The sequence below is a fragment of the Butyricicoccus sp. AM32-19 genome, assembly GCF_003480365.1.
In the GTDB taxonomy this organism is placed as follows: domain Bacteria; phylum Bacillota; class Clostridia; order Oscillospirales; family Butyricicoccaceae; genus Agathobaculum; species Agathobaculum butyriciproducens.
The window spans coordinates 56,401-76,750 of the sequence record NZ_QUIX01000006.1 but is presented as its reverse complement, the minus strand read 5'-3'; the positions used below and the strand labels follow the sequence as shown (position 1 = coordinate 76,750).

Here is a 20,350-nt window from a genome sequence, read left to right as displayed (position 1 = left end):
GGTCTGTGCCGCCCGGTAAAAAATCAGTCTTGCTTACTGCTTACAATGTCTTTTGCTGTCTGTCGGGTAGCACCGGCATTTTCTTCCCGGAAATTCTTCCCGTCAAAAAGAATCGGCGCACACCGTTCCAGAATACGGTCATAGATACGGGCGTGGGCCAGATCAGGCGGGTTTTTCAGCTCGGACAGTTTCAAGTTTGTTGTGATAATCATAGGCCTGCGGCTGCGGTATCGGCTGTCAATGACGAAAAACATCTGCTCCATAGCATATTCGGTACTGCGCTCTACTCCCAGATCGTCAATGATAAGCAGGTCATACTCGTCAAAGCTGGCAATAAACTCCGACCTGTCCTCAGAGAACATCCCGGTCAGGCGGTTCAGGATGGTGGGAAAGTTCGTCATCAGCACCGGCACATCCCGGTCAAGCAGGGCGTTGGCGATGCAACCGGCGAAAAAGGACTTGCCGGTTCCCACATCCCCGAACAACAGCAGGCCGGTGTTGTTCTTGTAAGCCTCCTTCCAGTTCTCCACATAGGCGCGGGCCTTGTCCATCAGGGAATTTTGGCCGTTGTCGTTGGCAAAGGTGTAGTCGTACAGATAGCGGTCTTGCAGGCCCTGGGCCTTCCGGCGCTTGATACGCTCCATGCGGCGCTGCCGTTCCTCGGCGGCCTTGCGCTGCTCCTCGGCCTCCCGCTGGCACTGGCAGATACAGCGGGGCATGAAGTAGCCCGGTTTCCCAAAGCATGGCACAACAGTCTGCCTCTGGCCGCCGCACTTCTTACAGTGAATGAGGCCGTCTGCCGGGTCTATGTACTCGTCTCCGGCCAATTCCATACCGGCGGCTGCCTTGTCGATCAGCGCCCGGATTTCTGCGGTAATCTCCATCATACGGTTTCATCCTCCTTTACGCTGTAATCACGGTTGCGGGTGGGCGGGGCCGCCTTTTTCGCGTCCTCACCGGCCCAGCGCCGGATGGTGGCTGCATGGCTCTGATAACGCTTGCCGGTAGAAGCCATGTACTCGGACAGCTTTTCGATGTACTGGCCCCATACGGTGGGAAAGCTGGCCTGCAAGTCTGCCAGTTCCTCGTCCGTCAGGAAAACATTCTGGTAACGGCCATAGGCGCGGACGGGGTGTCCCTTCTCTATCTCTCTCTTTATCTCTATCTCTTTCTCTAACTCTATCTCTATCTCTGGTGGACGAATGTCGGACAAATGTCCGCCGTTTGTCCGGGGCGTGGAAAGAGCCTTGTTTTGGAGCCTCGCCGCCCGCTTTCGCTCGGCCTCGGTGGAGGACTGGCCGATCAGCAGTTCGATATTGCTCATGTAGAAGGTGCCGCTGTCCAGCACTTCCACAAGGCCCAGCTTCAGGAAGATTTGCAAGGCCCTCTCCACAGTGCCGATCTGCTGGCGGGTTATGGTGGCGATCATCTGCGCCGTGTAGGGGATATTCTCGTCAAGCTGGAGCCTCCCGCCGTGTTTCAGCGATTTCAGATACAGCTTGAGTAGAATGTTGGAGTACAGCACACCGTCCTGCATACTTTCCAGCAGCACGATGGAGTCATCGTCAAAATAGTTTTCTTTGAGTTTCAGGTAGTAATATTTTCGATTGTCTGACATGGGTTCCTCCTTGGGGTTCGTTTTGGGCTTCTGTACGCATTTAGAGGGCCGTTTTGGGGGCCAGAGGATAAATCTATCAGGCCCCCGCCGACACCCTCGAAAAAAGCCTTGATTTACAAGGGGTTTTTGCCCTCTAATTGTCCACGCTGTACCCTTCTCCGGCGCTCGCACTCGGCCTTTTGCCGCCGGTGGACTTTCGGCGCACATTCCGGGCAGTATTTGGCCCGGTTGGAACCGGGGGTGAACAGCGACCCGCAGATAGCACACCGTTTAGCGTCCAGGCGGTGGAACAGGGCTGTTTCCAGTTCCCTGTCCAGCGGCAGCACCGCCGCCCGGAACCACCGGCACAACAGGGAGTAGGAAATGGACTGGACACAGACACATTCCTCCCCATCGTCCAGGGCGATACAGTTTCCGTCGATGTAGTTACAGCACTCATGCACCAGCCTCCGCACTCTGCGGTACTGGCGGTAATCCATGACGGGGATAGGTTCAGACTTATTGTTCTTCATAAATGATTTCTTTCATAAAGTCGGTAACCTCCTTAAATGAATTTATTATTAAATATTCGTGCAAGGTATTGTTTTCTTCGTGCAAATGGCATATACTATAATTGCCAGCAGAAAGGGGTTGATCGTATGGCTGGAAATACCACAAACATCAGTATCCGCATGGACGCAGATTTGAAAGCACAGGCGGACGCACTGTTTACTGAACTTGGCATGAACCTGACTACGGCGTTTAACATCTTTGTGCGCCAGTCGCTTCGTGAAGGCGGCATTCCCTTTGAAGTAAGGCTAGAACAGCCGAACAAAGAAACGGTTGCTGCCATGCTGGAAGCGGAAAGGATTGCAAAAGACCCGTCTGTAAAGGGCTACAATGACCTTGACGAGTTATTTGCTGACCTGAAAAGATGAAAGAAACCAAATATACCGTCAAATACACGACCAGTTTCAAAAAAGACTACAAACGAGCCATCAAGCGTGGCTTGAAGATCGAGGTGCTGGAGCAGGTCGTAGCGTTGCTGGCGATGGGCGAACCGCTGCCGGATAAGAACCGTGACCATGACCTATCCGGCGATTGGGCAGGCCATCGGGAATGTCACATTCTCCCGGACTGGCTGCTTGTCTACCGCATAGAAGATGATGTTCTGGTGCTGACGCTGGCCCGCACCGGCACACACAGCGACTTGTTCGGCAAATAAACAGTCTGCCGCCGTATGGGGAAACCTGTACGGCGGTTTTTCTGTGTGCAAAAGTATGTCGTGAAATGCGACGCACTTGACAGGGGTACGCCAAAATGCAGTATCCTTTACCGATCCGACCCACGGTCGTGAGACCTGTCCCGTTCCTGTCTGGACAGCTGCTCGGCGGTTTTGCGGAGCCGTTCCACTGCTTTCAAATCCTCCCGCATGGCTTTCATGGCAAGCGTGTCCGTCTGCTTTCCAGCGGCCAGCTGGTCAATTTCCAGCTGCCATGCCTTTGGGGTGATTGCCTCGCCGCTGTCTTTCAGTTCTTTTAGATACCGGGCCGCTGCGTCATACAGAATCAGTTCCCGGCTGTGGCGCTGTTCAAACTGTTCCCGTTTTTCCGGCTTTACTTTGGCAAGCTGCTTGTGGATGGACTTGTACTGGTTGTACTGTTCCCACATCTCCCCGCGCTCGGTAAGAGTGGCGATCCGGCGCTCGGCCTTGACGATCTTTCCCCGCAGGTCATAGTAACGGCTGTTCATATCAGCGATTTTTTCATGGAGCTGCTGCATGGATTGGATGCCGTTTGCCTGCAAAAAGCTGAACAGGGCGGCGCTCTCCTGTAAAGCCCGGATTTTGCCGGTGCGGGTGCGGGGAGCGTTCAACTGCTGCTGGGCCTCCCACAAGGCGGTCAAGCTGCTTTGCTGTGTTTGTGGTTTTTCCGCTTCGGCTTTCGACCAGAGATAAAGACGGGTAATGCGGGCTTTGATTTCTTTCAGCAGCTTGTTGTCGGCGGCGATCTGCCGGTTTACTTCGCCCTTGTCGGTGCGGATGCCGCGCTTTTCCATTTGGCTGGCGGCTGGCCCCAGATGGACAGAGGGGATTTTATCAATGCCCTGCCGCTTGTAGCTGCGGTGGTCAATGCGCTCCGGTCTACCGGCAGATTCCAGCGCCCGGTTGGTGTAGGCTGCCCACGCTGCCCGCCAAATCTCCACATTTCCTTTATCGTTCCAATCGGTTGTATCCTCACGATGATTTTTCCAGCCACCTTTCCCATCCGGGATACGCTGTCCGTTCTCGTCCAGATCGTATGCTTTGCGGCACTTCGCGTCCCATGCGCCATTTTCTTTCAGGGGCCGGACGGTCAGCATGATATGAACATGGGGGTTGCCGGTTCCCTTGTCGTGGATGGCAAAATCGGCGCACATCCCCTTGTCCACAAAATTCTCCTTCACATAGGCCCGGACAAGGGCAAGCTGCTGTTCCCTGGATAGTTCGCGGGGCAACGCCGCCTCAATTTCGCGGGCAAGCTGGCTGTCCCTGGCTTTCTCGATCTGCTCCACACTGTTCCAGAGGGTGGAGCGGTCTGCAAACTCTGGCGGGGCGTGGGCGGGCAGCATGATTTCCGCATGGACAATGCCGCCCTTCCGGGTGTAATCATGGGTCAGGCCGTCCCATTCATTCGTCAGCTTGGTTCCGCTGCGGTAGGCGGCTGCGGCAACAGCGGAACGGCCCTCGCTGCGCTTGATAATACTGACGGGGATATGACAGAAATCTATGGGGAACACCTCCTTTCAGTGAGGGGATAACAGGCTCTGTGGAGCCGGACAAACGCAAAGCGGGTGTCTGGCTGCGCAGAGCGCACAAGGGGTTTGGGGAGTGTAGCGCCCCATCGCGCTCGGAGAGCGCAACAGCCCCCGGCAGGGCGCACGACACCGGCAACGGTGTATAAGTGCGCCCTTGTAAACAAGGGACTTATGGCGTGTCCCCGGATTTTGGCAGGTTTGCAGTCAATTCCGCAGCCCCCGGAAGATGGGACAGGGCAATCAAAAATGCTTTGACCTCTGCGTCGGAAAGGTCGGGAGCCAACGGGAAAATCCCCTCCAAAACGGCTCCACGCTCAATCAGGCGGCGGGTACGAACCCTGCGTTCTTCGTTCCGCTGCTTGTTCTCCAAAATCTTCTTTCGGTTTTCAAGCTGCCGAATCTCCTTCAGGACTTTCTCCCGTTCTTCTTTTTGGGGGTGGGCTGTAATTTTTTCGTTCATGTCAGGCACCTCTTTTCTTTGAAAATACTCATAGATTAACCGTCCATTTCTGTCGAGCAAAGTACCGGCGCAGCCTCCGCAGTGCGGCATGGATGGATTTTCCCGCCTGTGATGGCGTGATACCCTCCATTGCGGCAATATCTTTCACTTTCATACCCACCATATATCGGGCGTGTACACGGCGGGCCTGCATAGGCGGCAGGGAAGAAATGGCTTCGTACAATCGCCGTATCAGTTCTTCGTATTCGGCTAATTCTTCTTTTTCTATCAGATGATCCTCCGGCGATGGCTGTGCCCAGCCGATTGCGGCATTTTCGATTCCATCGTTACAATCGAGGGAATAAAACGCCTTATACCGGAACATCTTGCGCTCTCTGGCAGCCTCGGCCCTCTTATCCAGAAGAAACGCTTCGACGATCTCATCGGACACCTCCACAAAAATGTCCTCTTTGCAAAATGGATAATATTGTTTGAGATTGATGGTCTGCATAGGCACGCCCTCACTCTGTTTGGAAAAGGCCATCATAGCAACGGCGCATATTCCGCAGCCCCCGACGGATGGAAACGCTGACCTTGCTGCTGTGGACGCCCTCTCTCCGGGAGATTTCCGGCTGCTTGATACCGGCAATGTAGTAGGCGTGAACACGGCGGGCCTGTGTCGGAGTGGCATGAGCCAGAGCCGCAGGCAGAGCTGCAATCAGGTGCAGGCGGGTGGTCATTTCTTCTCGTTCCAGCAAAATATCTTCCGGCGATCTGCTGTGTTCCAGTGCGTAATTTTCCAGCCAGCTGTATGCGTCCAGAGAGTAGTAGGCGCGGTGGTAGACTTTCCGACGCTCATAGTTCTCCATCTCCCGCTGGGCCTGATACATCGCTGCCCATACCTCGTCCGTAACATCCACAAACTCGTCATGCCGGTAGTGGGGATACATCCACCGCAGATTGATTGTTTTCATAGGCTTACCTCCTGAAAATTGGAGAGGCGGGCAGCTCGTCCGCTGTCCGCCCCTCGCTGAGATAAGGGAAATGATCCCTTTCACTTGGTAGCCAGAAAACAGGTCATTTGTTAAGCCTGTTCTCAAAGAAATTTATAAATTTTTTTCTGACCGCCTCCACACTTTGATACACAGCCACTTTGGAGCAGCCGCACAGCACACCGATCTCTGCAAGGCTCAGCCCGTCAAGCGCATAGAGCAGGAACCGGCGGCGCTGGGCCTCGGTACAGGTGTCCAGAACAGCCATCAGCTCATGCAGTGTTTCCTTGCGGCAAAGGTATTCTTCCGGCGTTTCGCCGTAGGCTCCTACACCCTCGGTGGTAATGATGTACTCGTCAAACTCCCGGCCATCCCAATGCCGCCGCTGTTCATGGAACAGGTTCTCCGTTTTGTGATCGGCCCGGTCAAGAAATTCATAGACTTCCAGCGTGACCTCCACGGCCACAGCTTGTCCGTTATAATTGATGGTAACTTCCATCTGCCTTTCCTCCATTCAGATTTTTTCGGGAAAATCTGAATGGGGCGGCGGAGAACGGCACCGGGGATAAAGTTCGGGCCATGCTGACCCGATGTTCCGACTCCATAGAGACAAAAAAGCGCCCGGACGGCATAAAGCCATACGAGCGTAATAGAGTATATTTTGCTGTTTAGTTACATGGTATAGTGCATACTTCTGACCGCATTGCTCCGCTGCTGGGAACAGGCTTTTTTTAGCTGGTGCAGGTCATGGGGACTGTGAAAAAAGGCAAAAATAGACACGGCGGCAATCCTCCTATATGCCGCCGTGGATTTACACGGTGTTAGGTCGTCGTTGGTTTAGGATAGACGAAAAGAAACGGCGGCTCTGAAAATCAAAGCCGCCGCTTCATAGGCGCGTGAAAATGTGTCTGCTTTACGACGGCTTTTTTTCTTTTGCCGTCGTCCGGCAGATCATTAGATATATTGCATTTATTTAGTCTTGCGGTTCCATCCTTTCAAAATTAACAATGACAAAATCACACAAACCATCAGAATTACAACGCCGATTAAAACCTGAAACATATTTGCATTATAATAACCAGAGATATTGAAAACGGCTGTCATGGGATATACCGTCTTTAACTGCTGGGACATACTCGCAAATAATCCAGCAAACGAATAAATTTCTGCAAATACCAGAGCCAGCCAATACCCCTTTTTCATCCGCGCTACCAGAGCGATAATAGGCGAAATTGCAAAGAATACGCCTACCCCATCCAGAAAATATATTTTCAGATTTTCTAACACAAGGCCAACGGAAAGTGCTTCTAAATGCAAAACTGCCTCGACAAGAAAGGTAATTGCAAAAAGTAAAAGGTAAATCAGAACGCTGAACACAAAGGCAAGTATCATTTTGGCAAGTGTCAGTTTCACTTCATCTACGGGAATGAGCCGCAGAGATTTTAAGGTATCCTCCTGTTCCTCCCGGCAAATCATATAACTTCCCAATAGGGCAATTACAGCAGGCAGAACATAAAAGGTAGCAAGGGATTGGGCCGCTGTCATAAACCATCCAGCCCCGTTAATATATCGGCGGTCATAGAATGTAAACTGTCCCTGTGCAAAGACGATTAACCCTACCATGACTGTTGCAAACCCAGCAATCCAGAGTATTTTGGAACGGTGGAGTTTCTGGCTCTCCGCCCAAAGCAAATCTTTCATCATTTTTTGCACCTCACTTTCTCCGAACCAATGCCACATTCGCCAATACAGCCGAAGCAGCAGCCCATACACCAATACACAGAAATGCGGCTGGAATATTTAATGGCTGATCAAATACAACACCCGGAATATCATACATAACAATAGCGGTCATACTGGACAGCGGATGTAGGTACATATTCACCATCAAGAGGATAAAGCCGAGGAATGTATAAATCAGCGTCAGGCAAACAGGGAGAATATAGCCCTTTTGCGCTGCGGCAACCGCCAGTACTGGTAACACCGCAAAGGCGGTCAACAGAGAAATTTCCATACACTTCCGCAAAAGATAAAGGACACTTTCACTGTCAAAGGGAATATAACCAGATAGTACGCCGGTCAGAATGGACGCCGTTGCGGTAACTAGCATAAAGCAAATGGAATACACCAGCACCACAGCAAACTTGCTGAAAAAGTATGCCATTTTATTGACCGGTACAATCCAAAGCTGTTTGAGCATATCATACTGGTTTTCGTTATACATCAGCATGGTACACAACATTCCCAACACCACCGGCAGGATAATCCACGGGGTATAGCTGAACGCTGTCCATTTGTAAAACATAATGGGGTCCACACCGGTTCCTTTGACACTTGAAAAGTAAAATACGGCAGCCAGTGGCATAAAGAGCGCCGCCAGCAGCATGAGCCAGATAAACTTTCTCCGGCGCAGTTTTAGAAATTCAACTTGTATCAGTTTAAGCAATTCCCTCTCCCCCTGTGATCTGTTTGAAATAATCCTCAAGGGTATCATTGCAGATTTGGGAGCTGATAACAGCTACATCCTGCACCACAAGGGCCTTGTTGATTGCCGCCATATCCAGTGCGGTGTCATAAAGCCGCAGGTTGTGTTCGTCCTGCACCGCATAATCGGTCACATGGAATTGCCTTTCCAAAATTAAAGAGGCTTTTGGAATATCCGACACTTGAAGCTGGATGTATTTCCGATTTTTCTTTTCTAATTCTTCCATGCTGCTTTCTTCCAGCAGAATCCCGTGGTCGATAATGCCTATGTCATCTGCCAACAGTGAAATTTCGGAAAGTATATGGCTGGAAATTAGGATGGTTTTGCCACGCTCCACACTTAAATTCTTAATAAAGTTCCTCACTTCGGCTATACCGATAGGGTCAAGTCCATTGGTCGGCTCGTCCAAAATCAAAAGCTCCGGGTCATGCAGAATAGCGTTGGCAATACCGAGGCGCTGCTTCATGCCGAGGGAATACTTACTGAACAGCTTTTTGTCCTTGTAGGGCAATCCCACAACTTCCAGCGCATTCTTGACGGCATTGGGCTGGGGTGTCCCTCGTAACTTCGCAAAGATTTCAAGGTTTTCTGTTCCGGTCAGATTCGGATAAAAGCCGGGAGTTTCGATGATGGCCCCAATACGGGGATAAATGCGTTTCTCATGGCCTTTGATGTTCTGTCCGAACACATCTACTTCGCCGGAAGTGATTGGTGTAAGGCCCAAAATCATTTTCATAATTGTGGTTTTACCGGCTCCGTTGCGTCCTAAAAGTCCATAAATCCGGCCCGGCTTCACATGAAGATTCACAGAATTAACGGCAGTTTGTTCCCCGTAAATCTTTGTCAGCTTTTTGGTTTCAATCACAAGATCACTCATAAAAATACCTCGCTTTCTCATTTTGTTTCGTTCTTCCAGATAACATAGTTGTAAAGGCTGCCATCCGGGAAATAGTTGATGAATACTTTGAAATTGCCTTTGTCACAAGGAATGACAAATTCAACACGGATTTGGTCAGAGTGTTCCGGCGCATAGCAGGACACATCCGGGGAAGTGTTCTCCGGCAGCCCGCCCAGCTTATCGACTTCTTCTTCCCATGTTTCCTGTATCGTCTCCGCAGAAATATTGTCCTGTACGCCCTGCGGCAACGCATTGAAGAAAGTTTCAAAATCTCCATCCATCATTTGGTTAAAGTATTCGGTTGCTTCTTCCGTAATGGCCTGTTGGTCGGGAGCCTCGCCGGAAGATGGAGCGGCCTGCTGGCAGGCACAAAGAGAAAAAACAAGCAGAATACCGAGTAATAAACAACTCAATCGTTTCATAAGTCTTTCCTTTCAGTAAGATTGCTTTTTTAGAGCCACTACGGATGCGGCGGCAAATGTAGCACCGATCAAGAGCAGCGAACCGACACAAACAAGCGGCGAAGTATTGGATAAAACGCCTTGCATCAGGCTTTCTACCATAGCTGCGGCCGCTTCGGAAATATGGGGATAAATCCCCATCACGCTTGCCAGCGGGTGTATTCCCGTAAGATAAGCCGGGGCAATGACTACGGGAATCAGATAAAGCAGCGTTGCGCCAATGGGCAGGATATATCCCTTTGACAGCGTGGAAAGAAACACAATCGGAAGCATGGCTATGGGAATCAGAATACCACCTGCCAGATACAAAAGACCAGCGTCCATCAGTGTTTGGGCGTTCAGATCGGGAAAGCCTCCGGCAATCAGCCCACCGACAACACACAAAAGAAAAGTAATCAGGCACAGTCCTACGGACATCAGAATAACCACAGCGACTTTTGAAAAGTATAGCTGTGCTTTTGTAATAGGGATGATAAGCAGTTCTTTCATCGTGTCATTTTTGTGTTCATCGAAAAACAATGTCGTTGCAAACATTCCCAGCACAATCGGCAGAAACAGGCTGGACATATTCTTAAAGGCCAGTGTGTAAAGGTCGCCAAAACTATCCATAAAGGGACTGCTCCTTGAAATGCTGCAAGCCCTCTCAATCGCAAACGCTCCAAGCAGAAGTGTCAGAGCCAAAATACACCAGACAATTTTATTCCGTTTCCATTTCTGGATTTCAGTTGTAATAATCGTCATACGGTTTCCTCCTTTCATGGTTCCAATTATAAAACGCAAACCTTGCCATAACCTTGCCGAGATAAAATTTTTTCAAAAAAGCTCTGTGGGATCACAGAGCTTTCGGAAGTATGATGATAAAGGTTGTTCCGTTTCCGGGAACACTGGCGGCTGTAATCGTTCCTTTATGAATACTGACTAACTCTTTGGCAATCGAAAGGCCCAGCCCGTTCCCTTTGGCAGAACGGGAGTGATCACATTGATACATCCGTTCAAAGATATGCGGGAGATCAGAGGCGGCAATCCCATTGCCGTTATCAGCAACAACGATTTTTGCCTGCTGCTCCGTTTCAGTCACGGTCAGGAAAACTTTGCTTGCATCACTGTGCGTCAGGATATTTTGCAGTAAATTATTGAGAATACGAGTGTAGGCGGTAGAGTCAACACGTGTCATGTATTCTGTTTCAGGTATCTCAATTTCATAGCTAAGATCGTGGTTTTCCAGCAGCGGCACCCAATCAGCCATGATGTCACGGGAAAGCTCATTCAGGTCACAGACCTCAAAATGAAAAATCTGTTCCCCGGCATCCAGCTTCACCCATTCAAACAGGGCGGTCACAAAATCTTTCAGGTGGTGGGCTTTTTCCATAGCCACCCGAATGTATTCTTCCTTCTCAGCTCCTGTTACCATCTTGCTTTCCACAGCCTCCAAATATCCAACCAGAGAAGCAAGAGGGGTTTTTACATCATGGGAAAGGCTTGTCATAAGCCGTTTATAAGCCTGTTCGGATTGCTTTTGCTGTATAAGCCGAGATTGGCTGCTCATGGCAATCTCGTTAATATCATAACAGATTTGTTTTGTCAGGTCGCTTTCCCGCGCCAATACACGGCGGTTCAAATTCCCGGCTTTTATATCGTTTAGGGCATCCCTAATAAGAAAAAGCTGACCACGGACGCGGTGAAGTTTTCCCAAAAGATAGCTGATTACCAGCAAAGCAATCAATAAGGACAACAATAGATAAAGGTTAATTTCCATGCTCATGCCTCCTTGTTAAAGCGATACCCTACACCGCGGACAGTCTGAATATAAAAAGGTTGTTCTGGATTTGGCTCGATTTTTTTTCGCAGTTTACTGATAAATGCCATGAGGTTATTGTCGTCAAAATCATATTCTTCTGTCCACACCTGCATATAAAGTTGCTTTTTAGTAAAGACCCGTCCTTTGTTGGACGCCAGAAATAGAAGCAAGTCAAACTCCTTGCCGGTCAAGTCTACCGAGAGATTCTGAACCGTTACGGTTCGGTTGATTTTATCAATTACCATATCTTTCAGAAGCATGGTGGCGGCTTCGTTTCCAGTCACAGGGTTTAAGGTGGTATAGCGCCGGATTAGAGAATTGACACGAGCCATCAGTTCGTTAATTCCAAACGGCTTTGTCAGATAATCGTCCGCCCCCAGCCGCAGACCAGAAACCTTATCTTCTTCGTCGCTTTTGGCGGTCAGCATCAGCACCGGCACATTGTTTTTCTCTCGGATTTTCTGCAATACTTGAAACCCGTTCATATCTGGCATCATCACATCCAGAATAATTAGTGAACAGGTATCCTTGTTTTTTTCCAGTAGCCTCAGACCCTCTAAGCCGCCATGTGCTACTACCGCAGATAAATTTTCTTGTTCCACACATTTTTTCATCAAGGCACAAAGTTCCTTGTCATCGTCTATAATCAAAACGCTATTCATGTTTCAGCAACCTCCCTTGTTTTGTTCTTCCATCAATCGGCTTTTCTGCGTTCTTGGGGATCAGCCAAACACCAGCCATTTTCATAGCGCCGGGGATACGCTCTCCGGCACAATAATAATTTACCCTACGAGGTGTCACGCCCCACTTTTCGGCGGCCTCTTTCAATGTCATATAGTCCATTTCGCACCTCCACAGAATACATTATAGTTCTCTTTCTCGAACAATGCAAGAAATGGAATATGAATTATAAACTTCAACTAAACTGCATATAGCAACATTCCACGGGCAAAGTATGAATTATACAATGTAACTGGGTGATGCTATATGGCGAAAGTTGAAGATTGTCCCGGTTTTGAAACCTTTGGTGCAGATGTCAAAGCCGCACGAGAGGCAAAGCGTCTGGCGCGAAAAACATTGGCGGAAATGGTTGGGATTGAATGGCGGTATCTTGCCAACATTGAGAATCAAGGTGCAATTCCGAGCCTGCCTGTGATGATCCAATTGATTAAGATCTGCGGACTTCCCGTGGAACGGTATTTTAACCCGGAGATCATGCGGGAAGAAAGCGAACAGCGGCAACGGGTCAGCCACAAGCTGAAACTCTGCCCTGAAGAATACCTGCCGATTATCGAAGGTGCCATAGACGGGGCGCTCAAAATGGAACAGACTGCGAAGCAGAAGGAGGACGCATAATCGCGGCCTCCTTCTGGCATTTCTATATCAAGGTTCCCGGCACTTTTCCAAAAGTTCCCGACACCTCTGCTGGATTTCTCCGGTTTCTGTCACAGTCAGGTCACGGTCATTTCCAGTAATCTTATCTTCCAGAAAGTTGGCGTATGTACCCAACAAAGCGTTCCGTAAATCCTCCGGGGTTTTCTGTATTTCAGCGCTGTACCAGTCATTCCGGTGGGGTTCCCATGCCATCAATGTATAACCGTGGCTGGTCTGAACCACCTCATACAGTGGATCATCATCCAGATATGCCTGAAACACTTTCAAAATCTTTTCAAAGGTCAGCATTTCCCGCACCTCCCATTCAGCTGCAAATCAGTTCCCTGATTAAAATTTCCTCAATCTGTGCCGTTAATGTGTTCATCAGCCCCACCCAACGCATAGGGTCACAGGCTTTCAGTTCTTCCGTGACACCCGCAGTCTCCATCATGTGAGGCAACATAGTGTCCACACGCTCCTGCGCTGTCCGGTCAATCTCTATCAGGTGTGGATACAGCTTCTCGCTCATCAGCAGATGGTTGTAGAGAATGGGGCGATGTTCCTTTAGGTAGGATTTTCGCATTCTGCCGTACTTGCCGATAGAAGTTTCCGGCTGTTCAGAAAGTTTTAGGTTGGGTATATCATAATCTCCACAACGAATGTAAGTCAACTTACTCATATTCATTCTCCTTTGCTTCGTGATGATTAGACTGCTGCGCTGGCTGCTATGCTGCCTTTGTGCGGTTCTTCTTTTGGTAGCTGTCCGACAGTAGAAAAAACACCTTTTTTCATATCCTCAGCCCGGATCAGGGCTTTCTTAGCGTCCATTTCCGCTTTTTTCTTCGCCTTGATTTTGTTCTCATACCGTTTCTGTGCGCCGCTGGCTTTCCGCTTCAAATAATTCTGATGAAGCCTGTCCTTGCGTTCTTCTTTTTTCCGCAGTTCTTCCTGTTCCTCCGGGGTTAAAGGAACCGGCTGTAAGGATGGTGGGATATAGCGTCCTAAAAAATTGAAGTAGATTTCAATTTCCTGCGTGGTGTCCTGACTGCCTTTTCGGGCGCGTTCGTGGACAAGGATTTTCTCTACAAACTCATTGAGCATGGTGTTTGTCAGAGTGTCAAAATTCTCGTACTTATCAATCAGGGCTATAAATTTCTCCGCTGATTTCTGGCTCTGCTCATAGCCGGTAACAGCCTTTTCCAGCTCTGCAATTTCAATCTCAAGTGCATCCTGCTCTTTGGCATACTGTGCATCAAGCGCCTTATATCGTGCATCCGGCAGCTTGCCGAGGGCGTTGTCCTCATAGATTTTGCAAATCAGTTTTTCCAGTTCTCCGGCTCTCTTTTGGGCAGCAGCCAAACGCCTGCGCTTTTTCGATATATCGGCACTCTGTTGAGCAACCTGCGTCTCCTGAACAGTGTGAATAAATTCCGTCCGGTCATTTCTGGAATATTCAGCGATAGCCCGGAGCGTGTCGGAAACCAATGTCAGGACAGCACTCTCATTGATACGGTGTTGTGTAGGGCATAGTGTCCCACACGGAACTTTGGTATAATTGGAACAGGTATATTGAGAAATCCTCTTGCCATTGTTGGTGCGGTGGACATACATCTTGCCGCCGCAATCGGCACAATAGAGCAAGCCTGTGAGGGGAGCCGCTTCGCCCCAGCCGTTTGGATAACGCCGTACATTGCTGCGGATTTTCTGCGCCAAATCAAAGGTCTGCTGGTCGATAATGGCTTCATGGGTATTCTCAAAGATCGTCCATTCGTCCTCAGAAACATAGTGGCTTTTCTTGTCCTTAAAGTGTTTGCGGGTCTTGAAATTGATGGTATGCCCTAAATACTCTCGTTTTTTCAAAATGTTCACGATGGTAGATGATCCCCATCCATAGGGGTCTTTGACCGGCTTTGAACGGTTCACACCCTCGTTGAAGCGGGCAAGGTGTACGACAGGAATTTCAATCCGGTCTGTGGATAATTTGCAGGCAATCTGGTAAGGCCCATATCCCTCCAGCGTGAGGGAGAATATACGGCGTACCACTTCGGCAGCTTCCTCATCTACCAGCCAATGCTCCCGTTTTTCGTCCCATAAGTAGCCGTAAATCACAGTGCCGGTCAGGTGCTTGCCACTCATGCCTTTTGACTTAAACACAGAGCGGATTTTCCGGCTGGTATCACGGGCGTAAAATTCATTCATGATGTTGCGGAACGGGGTAAAATCGTCATCACCTTTCAGACTGTCTACACCGTCGTTGATGGCAATCAGACGAACGCCTCGCTGCCGCAAAACTTCCATAACTTGACCGACCTTTAGATAGTCGCGCCCCAACCGGCTCATATCCTTGATGACGATTGCCTCTACACGCCCTGCCTCCACTTCCTCCATCATCGCCAAAAATCCGGGGCGGTCAAACCGGGTGCCTGAGATACCATCATCGGTAAAGTGCATAGGGTTTGGCAGCCCATTCCGGCGGGCAAAATCCTCTAACATCTGTTTTTGGTTGGATATGGAATTGCTCTCGCCCTGTAACTCGTCGTCCCGGCTCAGGCGCTCGTACAGTGGGGTAATTTTTTCATTTCTCATGGCTGTACCTCCTGAAACAAAAATGCTCTAAGTGATTGCTTCACTAACCATGACAAAATCATGATTAAGAAGTCACTTAGAGCATATATCACCGCTGGCGAGCTTGTATTTCTTATACTGCCTCACGGCGAAGTGCTGGGGGCTGCGGCGTTCCAGCCCGTCAAACATATAGTCCACCGCATTTTTGAAGGTTTCGTCATCCTCCCGGACTTCCATGCTGTTTATCATTTCCACCAGCGTATTCATGTTGCGTTCTTCCTCCGGCCCCTCAAAGACGATGTAGGACACAAGGGCGCAGTACAAGAGGGTTTCTGCTTTTGTCCAGAACTCGTCGCCCTCCTTGCCGTCGCCTTTGGTGTTGGCGATCAGGGCGGTAACAAATTTCAAAACATCGCTTTCTGTCTTGATATAGGCCAGCGGATTGTAGTGCATGGATTTTGAAAGGTCGATACTGTTGAACACCCGCACCCTGTATTTCTCCCGTTGCAGAAACCGCCCGCACTGGTCGAGGGTGCCGCCCTTCGGGTCTACCACCACATACGAGGAATGGGCTTGAAGGAGCTGCGGGGTCAACCAGAACCTTGTCTTTCCCGAGCCGGACGAGCCGATGACACAGGCGTTTAGGTTCCGGGCATTGGCAGGTATCTTCGGACGGGTGTTCATGGTAAGGAACTCCGTCCCGGTCAGAATGACATTGTTCTGAAATTTAGGGTCTACAAACGGCTTTATATCCTCCTTTGTTCCAAAGCGGGCGGTGCCGTATTCCGCATCCCGCCGGAATTTTTTCGCCTGCCTGATCTTTGACTGTATCAGCAGATACACCCCAGCCGCACCGGCAAGGCCCACCAGCAGGTCAATACTGCCAAGCCCCGGCCAGTAGGTTTCAAAGGCTTTGGGGAAGGTATCAAGCATCCCCATGAGCTTTGTCCCGAAGTCTGTGCCGGGGGCGATCCGGTAGGCCGTCCCGATTTTGGAGAAAAACCAGAACACAAAGAGGTACGGCAGGTTTGGGAGCACATATTTTCTGATCTTGTCACTCAACGTCCGTCCTTCACCGCCTCTCTGGTCCGCTGCTTTTCCTTTGCCTGCGTCCTGATTTGCTCCGTGAATTTCCGAAGCTGACCGAGGATGGAAGCCTTGTCCTGCTCTTTGTTCAGCACCTTTGCGCTGTACTTCTGGAAGGCCGCCGTGATAGCGTCCGCCTGATTGGCTTTGAAAAACAGCAGGTAATGACCGGGGCTCACTTTATGGAAAGCGTAGTCCACATGGAACTCCTTCGCGATCCGGTCAAAATCCTTTGGAGCTCCCACATAGGGCATGGCACTTTTGCCGCCATAGTGGTTCATCAGCTTTTTCACGCTCTGGCGTCCCTGCGGGGTCAGCGCCTTCTGGTGGTGCTTTTGCAGCGCCCGAACCACCTTGCCAAGAGCGGCAGCCAGCACTTTTCCTGTGAGCTTCGTTGTCCTGATCGAAAGGGCAACCGTTTTTTGGTTTACTTCTTCCTGCATAAAACCTCCTTTCCGTCGGGGTTCTCGCTATCCGGGAGGCCCCCGTACAATCTCGGGGAACAGAAAACCTCGGGCCAATGTGGCCCGAGGCTTACCGCTCGGCATCTCTGCCGGACGGAGCTTTCTTTTCCGGCTCCGTCTGGACTTTTTCGCCCTGTTCCCGCATGGTCTGCAAGATAGAGGGCTTCTTTTGAAGCTGGGAGGGCTTTTCGCCGGACAGCGGCTTGATACATTCCAGACGGTCAGCCGCCCGGATGGCGTTGTCCGTGAGCTGCCTCTGCCATGCGCCCACGCTGGGAGCCCAACGAAAGCCGCTGCTTTTCAGCTCGGCCCGGGTGTCCGCGTCAGGCTTTCCGTCAAAGAACACCTGCAAGCGGTTGTCCTCCCGGTTCATTTCCACACGACCCCCATCGAACTCCCAGCCGGAAAATTCCTGCTGTGCCTGTTTGGAAAGCTGTTCGATACGGGCCTTTACCCGGCGGATCTCCGCATTGTTGTTGGTTAGCTGGTAACTTTCAAAGGGCCTCGGGTCGCTTCGCCAACTTGACGCCATGCTTGCTTTCAGCTTTTCAATCTGGTCCGGCGACAGCAGCGCACAGCCGTCCAGCTTGCCATGCTTGCGGTAATAGGCGTTGACCTCCTTCATAATGAGCTGGGAGCGTTCCAGCCCGTCCAGCTTCTTCTGGAGCTTTTCAATCGCTGCCGGGTCATCGGCGCTGATCCCGCCCATGCCGGTGCTGCGTATCTTATCCAGCAGCCCTTGAATATGCCGCCATTCCTCCATGTTGCTGTCCCGCGCCCGGTTCTGTTTTTCCTTCTTTCCCACCGGGAAATTGGAAGGCCCGGCGATCAGCACAGAGGGAACCCTCGCGTCAATGGCAAAGCCCTGGTTCATGTTTTCGGCCAGCTTGCGGGCGTAGGTGTCTAACAGATGGTCGATCTTCTCATGGTACATGGGGTCCACCCGGGATTTCTGCTTTTCCGCTATGGCGGCGGCCTTATCCACCATTGCCCGGTATTCCGCCGTTGCGCTCCCTTCCTTGTAGTCGGAAAAGCTGTTCATTTCTTTTGCCCGGCGGGCGGCTCCTTCATTGATAGGGTAAAAGTTGATGGTATGCACCTCCTTTATGCTTCGGGCCATGCTGGCCCGAAGTCTTACCGTTCTTCATGGGAAGGCCCCGCCTTGTCCTTTTTCGGAGCGGGTGGGGCTTCTTGAAACCGTTTGAGTGCAGCGAGAATGGAGTGGACAGGCTCGGCCTTTTCAGGATAGGCAAATATCCGGTGTTCCGGCGGAATGTCCTGCGGCCCGTGGTAATACTCCTTGAAGCCCTCCGGGACTGCCGACACATACCCACCGGGAGCGAATACGCCGCCCTCGTTGATACGCACATCCCGCCCGTATGCCTCATAATCGAAGTAGTTCTGAATGTGCTCCGGTATGTCGATAGTCCCAAGCTCGTCGGCGTAAAGACGGCCCAGCCCTTCATCATCGGAAATATCCGGGTAAAAGCGGTAAAGGTCAAGGTTCTGCGTCAGGTTTATCAAATCCTTCACGCTCCTTGTGTGGTTTCCCAAGACAAGAGCGGCTTCAAAGGTTTCCAGTCCGCCCTTATCCCGTACTTCCAGCAGGGCGTGGCCCAGCTCGTTCAGCTCGTCGATGTTCTCACATTCGTAGAGATAATCGTAGAGCCCCAGCACATCACTGTCAAAGCTGGTAAAGAACACTTCGCTGTACCGTTTCCCGTCTATCCCGATTTTGGCAAGGGCGGCCTGCAACTCCTGTGTCGTCATGGGGAAATGTACCGTTGTCCCTACCTCGATCCCCATCAAGGGGTACAGGGCTGTATTGGTTATATAGGCTTCAAACATGGGCTTATTCCTCCTTTCCGGCCCTGCCAGCCAGCACCTCATAGATCCCGGCCATAATGTAATCGGCGCAAGGGAGGGCAATCGCATTTCCCAGCGCCTTGTAGCGTTGCAGAGGCCGGATCTCCATGCCGTCCGCCCCGTACTTTGTCCAGCCCTCCGGCAGCCCCATCAGCCGTTCGCTTTCCGTTTCCGTCTGAAAACGGATGCAGCCGCCCTCCGGGTCGCCCTCATACCAGAAGGCAAAGGGCGTTACATCACTGGCTAAAAGAGTGGGAAAAGGGTCAGTTGGTAATCCGAAGCTGTTTCGGAAGGCCGTTTCTTCCTGCCTTTTTGCCGCTCCCCGCATACGGAAGCACTGAAAGGGGTGGATGACTGGTATCTGCCGCCCTGTTTCAAAAGAAGCTGTTCGATCTCCTTCGGCGGCGGCCCACCCGCCCTCTCCGCAAGGCGGAGGAAGTGGGAGCATTGGACGGGGCTTAAATAGTATGTCTGCGGCACGTCTGCCTCCAAAATCCGCCACGACGAAAATCCGCTGCCTTCGTGCCAGCCTTCGGGAGCCTGCCCAATACTGGGCGTCCATGAGCCGCCAGCACACATCAGGCGTTCCCCCTCGCACCATTCCGGCGTTTCCCCATCTTCCCGAAGGAGGCATTGGAACTTCGGTGTCCGAGAAGGCGGATAGGACGGCTCTAAAGTCCATCCGGTCATTTGTAGAAAACGCTCCCATGACGTTTTCCCAAACAGCGATAGCTGGATATAGGTTATCAGTAGCATCCCTCATTTCCTGTATGATACGAAACGCCTGATAGAACAGGCTTGATTTTGCCCCGGCAAGGCCGGAGCGGTTGCCGATCAGAGAAAGGTTCTGACAGGGAGAGCCGAAGGTTATCACATGGACCGGCGGGATTTTCCCGCCGTCCACCTTCGTAATATCTCCCAAATGCGCCATATCGGGAAAGTGCCTTTTGGTTATGGAGATGGGCGCTTTTTCAATCTCGCTGGCCCATACCGGACGGATACCGCACCGGGAAGCAGCCAGAGGGAACACGCCGATCCCGTCAAAAAGGCTCCCCAGCTTAATGTCCGGCATAGCCCGGGGTGCCGTGTCCCTTCACGGCAAGCACCCCTTCCAGCGTTGTCGCCGCAATGCCCAGCCGCCCGGCAACCGCAATATCGTTTTTTACATCCTCGTCCACAACGCTGCCGCAGACGATCAGGGTATGGGAGCGCCGCAGCATATCCCGGCGCATATCAATCCCGGCCTTGTGTTCCTCGGGAACGCTGTCATTCAAAAACAGCGGCAGATACAAGAGCGGGCAGATTGGGGAAAAGCCCGCCTCATAAGCAAGGCGGCAGTAGTGGGCCGCCAGCTCCATATCAACATCCGGCTCGCCGCTCCATGCGGCGGTCAGGTACGCTAAAGGTCGTTTCATTGGTTGAGCCTCCATTTCTGTTTTGGTTTAGGGAAAAGCAAGGTATCGCCCAACCCCTCCGCCCCTTCCCCCGGGAAGGGGAACGGCTCTGGAGAATTTATATCCCCGTCGCTT

At 51.1% G+C, this 20,350-nt stretch carries 27 protein-coding genes and 1 pseudogene; 3 read left to right on the top strand and 25 right to left on the bottom strand.

Annotated elements, in window-relative coordinates; translation table 11 throughout:
• Window positions 1-23: 23 nt before the first annotated feature.
• The 3 genes from DW806_RS07110 to DW806_RS07100 all read right to left on the bottom strand — a co-directional run bounded on the left by DW806_RS07110 (window position 24) and on the right by DW806_RS07100 (window position 2,130).
• Entirely contained in the window at window positions 24-887 is an 864-nt protein-coding gene (locus DW806_RS07110) for an ATP-binding protein (protein ID WP_118729532.1), read from the bottom strand.
• Entirely contained in the window at window positions 884-1,618 is a 735-nt protein-coding gene (locus DW806_RS07105) for a phage replisome organizer N-terminal domain-containing protein (RefSeq protein ID WP_118729531.1), read from the bottom strand. The genes DW806_RS07110 and DW806_RS07105 overlap by 4 nt, the downstream gene beginning before the upstream one ends.
• 113 nt (window positions 1,619-1,731) lie before the next feature.
• A complete protein-coding gene (locus DW806_RS07100) occupies window positions 1,732-2,130 on the bottom strand; it encodes a cysteine-rich VLP domain-containing protein (protein ID WP_118729530.1) in 399 nt (132 codons plus the stop codon).
• Between the two features lie 126 nt (window positions 2,131-2,256).
• Between DW806_RS07100 and DW806_RS07095 the strand changes: the two genes are divergently transcribed.
• Both DW806_RS07095 and DW806_RS07090 read left to right on the top strand, forming a co-directional pair.
• Window positions 2,257-2,535 carry a type II toxin-antitoxin system RelB/DinJ family antitoxin gene (locus DW806_RS07095; RefSeq protein ID WP_005924829.1) on the top strand — a complete coding sequence of 93 codons (279 nt, stop codon included), beginning with the start codon at window positions 2,257-2,259 and terminating at the stop codon, window positions 2,533-2,535.
• On the top strand, window positions 2,532-2,822 hold the full coding sequence (locus tag DW806_RS07090) for a type II toxin-antitoxin system YafQ family toxin (RefSeq protein WP_066085058.1): 291 nt from the start codon (window positions 2,532-2,534) through the stop codon (window positions 2,820-2,822). The genes DW806_RS07095 and DW806_RS07090 overlap by 4 nt, the downstream gene beginning before the upstream one ends.
• A gap of 107 nt (window positions 2,823-2,929) precedes the next feature.
• Here the strand turns inward: DW806_RS07090 and mobQ are convergent, their stop codons facing one another.
• The 13 genes from mobQ to DW806_RS07025 form a co-directional block, all read right to left on the bottom strand.
• A complete protein-coding gene (gene mobQ / locus DW806_RS07085) occupies window positions 2,930-4,375 on the bottom strand; it encodes a MobQ family relaxase (protein WP_118729529.1) in 1,446 nt (481 codons plus the stop codon).
• Between the two features lie 187 nt (window positions 4,376-4,562).
• The gene (locus DW806_RS07080; protein ID WP_118729528.1) at window positions 4,563-4,853 is read right to left on the bottom strand and encodes a DUF3847 domain-containing protein; all 291 of its coding nucleotides are present in this window, start codon (window positions 4,851-4,853) and stop codon (window positions 4,563-4,565) included.
• Between the two features lie 28 nt (window positions 4,854-4,881).
• Window positions 4,882-5,343 (bottom strand): RNA polymerase sigma factor, encoded by a 462-nt coding sequence (locus DW806_RS07075; RefSeq protein WP_118729527.1) that lies wholly within the window; start codon window positions 5,341-5,343, stop codon window positions 4,882-4,884.
• Window positions 5,344-5,353: 10 nt separating this feature from the next.
• Window positions 5,354-5,806, bottom strand: a complete 453-nt coding sequence (locus DW806_RS07070; RefSeq protein WP_118729526.1) for an RNA polymerase subunit sigma-24 — start codon at window positions 5,804-5,806, stop codon at window positions 5,354-5,356.
• Between the two features lie 103 nt (window positions 5,807-5,909).
• The gene (locus DW806_RS07065; RefSeq protein ID WP_118729525.1) at window positions 5,910-6,323 is read right to left on the bottom strand and encodes an RNA polymerase sigma factor; all 414 of its coding nucleotides are present in this window, start codon (window positions 6,321-6,323) and stop codon (window positions 5,910-5,912) included.
• Between the two features lie 470 nt (window positions 6,324-6,793).
• Entirely contained in the window at window positions 6,794-7,525 is a 732-nt protein-coding gene (locus DW806_RS07060; protein WP_182397936.1) for an ABC transporter permease, read from the bottom strand.
• Between the two features lie 13 nt (window positions 7,526-7,538).
• On the bottom strand, window positions 7,539-8,270 hold the full coding sequence (locus DW806_RS07055; RefSeq protein WP_055221125.1) for an ABC transporter permease: 732 nt from the start codon (window positions 8,268-8,270) through the stop codon (window positions 7,539-7,541).
• The gene (locus DW806_RS07050; protein WP_117802011.1) at window positions 8,263-9,186 is read right to left on the bottom strand and encodes an ABC transporter ATP-binding protein; all 924 of its coding nucleotides are present in this window, start codon (window positions 9,184-9,186) and stop codon (window positions 8,263-8,265) included. Before DW806_RS07050 ends, DW806_RS07055 begins: the two co-directional genes overlap by 8 nt.
• Before the next feature lie 17 nt (window positions 9,187-9,203).
• A complete protein-coding gene (locus tag DW806_RS07045) occupies window positions 9,204-9,629 on the bottom strand; it encodes a DUF3887 domain-containing protein (protein ID WP_117801977.1) in 426 nt (141 codons plus the stop codon).
• Between the two features lie 12 nt (window positions 9,630-9,641).
• Window positions 9,642-10,409: an ABC transporter permease gene (locus DW806_RS07040; protein WP_117801976.1), complete on the bottom strand. Its 768-nt coding sequence runs from the start codon at window positions 10,407-10,409 to the stop codon at window positions 9,642-9,644.
• Window positions 10,410-10,500: 91 nt separating this feature from the next.
• Window positions 10,501-11,424 (bottom strand): sensor histidine kinase, encoded by a 924-nt coding sequence (locus DW806_RS07035; protein ID WP_118697709.1) that lies wholly within the window; start codon window positions 11,422-11,424, stop codon window positions 10,501-10,503.
• 2 nt (window positions 11,425-11,426) lie between these two features.
• Window positions 11,427-12,128: a response regulator transcription factor gene (locus DW806_RS07030; protein ID WP_117801974.1), complete on the bottom strand. Its 702-nt coding sequence runs from the start codon at window positions 12,126-12,128 to the stop codon at window positions 11,427-11,429.
• A complete protein-coding gene (locus DW806_RS07025) occupies window positions 12,121-12,309 on the bottom strand; it encodes a helix-turn-helix domain-containing protein (protein ID WP_117801973.1) in 189 nt (62 codons plus the stop codon). Before DW806_RS07025 ends, DW806_RS07030 begins: the two co-directional genes overlap by 8 nt.
• Window positions 12,310-12,453: 144 nt before the next feature.
• Between DW806_RS07025 and DW806_RS07020 the strand changes: the two genes are divergently transcribed.
• Window positions 12,454-12,822, top strand: a complete 369-nt coding sequence (locus DW806_RS07020) for a helix-turn-helix transcriptional regulator (RefSeq protein ID WP_002596316.1) — start codon at window positions 12,454-12,456, stop codon at window positions 12,820-12,822.
• A 27-nt stretch (window positions 12,823-12,849) separates the two neighbouring features.
• Here DW806_RS07020 and DW806_RS07015 read toward each other — a convergent pair whose 3' ends face one another.
• From DW806_RS07015 to DW806_RS06975, 9 genes and pseudogenes are all read right to left on the bottom strand, one after another.
• On the bottom strand, window positions 12,850-13,149 hold the full coding sequence (locus tag DW806_RS07015) for a hypothetical protein (RefSeq protein WP_004612693.1): 300 nt from the start codon (window positions 13,147-13,149) through the stop codon (window positions 12,850-12,852).
• A gap of 16 nt (window positions 13,150-13,165) precedes the next feature.
• Complete coding sequence (locus DW806_RS07010) at window positions 13,166-13,519, bottom strand: TnpV protein (RefSeq protein WP_044987169.1); 354 nt, start codon at window positions 13,517-13,519, stop codon at window positions 13,166-13,168.
• A gap of 26 nt (window positions 13,520-13,545) precedes the next feature.
• Window positions 13,546-15,426 (bottom strand): recombinase family protein, encoded by a 1,881-nt coding sequence (locus DW806_RS07005; protein ID WP_118729524.1) that lies wholly within the window; start codon window positions 15,424-15,426, stop codon window positions 13,546-13,548.
• A 90-nt stretch (window positions 15,427-15,516) separates the two neighbouring features.
• A pseudogene (locus tag DW806_RS07000) lies at window positions 15,517-16,467 on the bottom strand (type IV secretory system conjugative DNA transfer family protein); the annotation flags it as partial.
• Window positions 16,464-16,934, bottom strand: a complete 471-nt coding sequence (locus DW806_RS06995) for a PcfB family protein (protein WP_025543433.1) — start codon at window positions 16,932-16,934, stop codon at window positions 16,464-16,466. The pseudogene DW806_RS07000 and the gene DW806_RS06995, both read right to left, overlap by 4 nt.
• Window positions 16,935-17,025: 91 nt before the next feature.
• Window positions 17,026-18,075, bottom strand: coding sequence for a hypothetical protein (locus DW806_RS06990; RefSeq protein ID WP_073929956.1), 1,050 nt, complete (start codon window positions 18,073-18,075; stop codon window positions 17,026-17,028).
• 14 nt (window positions 18,076-18,089) lie between these two features.
• Window positions 18,090-18,803, bottom strand: a complete 714-nt coding sequence (locus DW806_RS06985) for an antirestriction protein ArdA (RefSeq protein ID WP_117854412.1) — start codon at window positions 18,801-18,803, stop codon at window positions 18,090-18,092.
• A 4-nt stretch (window positions 18,804-18,807) separates the two neighbouring features.
• A complete protein-coding gene (locus DW806_RS06980; RefSeq protein WP_118729523.1) occupies window positions 18,808-19,893 on the bottom strand; it encodes a DNA cytosine methyltransferase in 1,086 nt (361 codons plus the stop codon).
• Window positions 19,880-20,236 carry a DUF7768 domain-containing protein gene (locus tag DW806_RS06975; protein WP_178105371.1) on the bottom strand — a complete coding sequence of 119 codons (357 nt, stop codon included), beginning with the start codon at window positions 20,234-20,236 and terminating at the stop codon, window positions 19,880-19,882. Before DW806_RS06975 ends, DW806_RS06980 begins: the two co-directional genes overlap by 14 nt.
• Window positions 20,237-20,350: the final 114 nt, after the last annotated feature.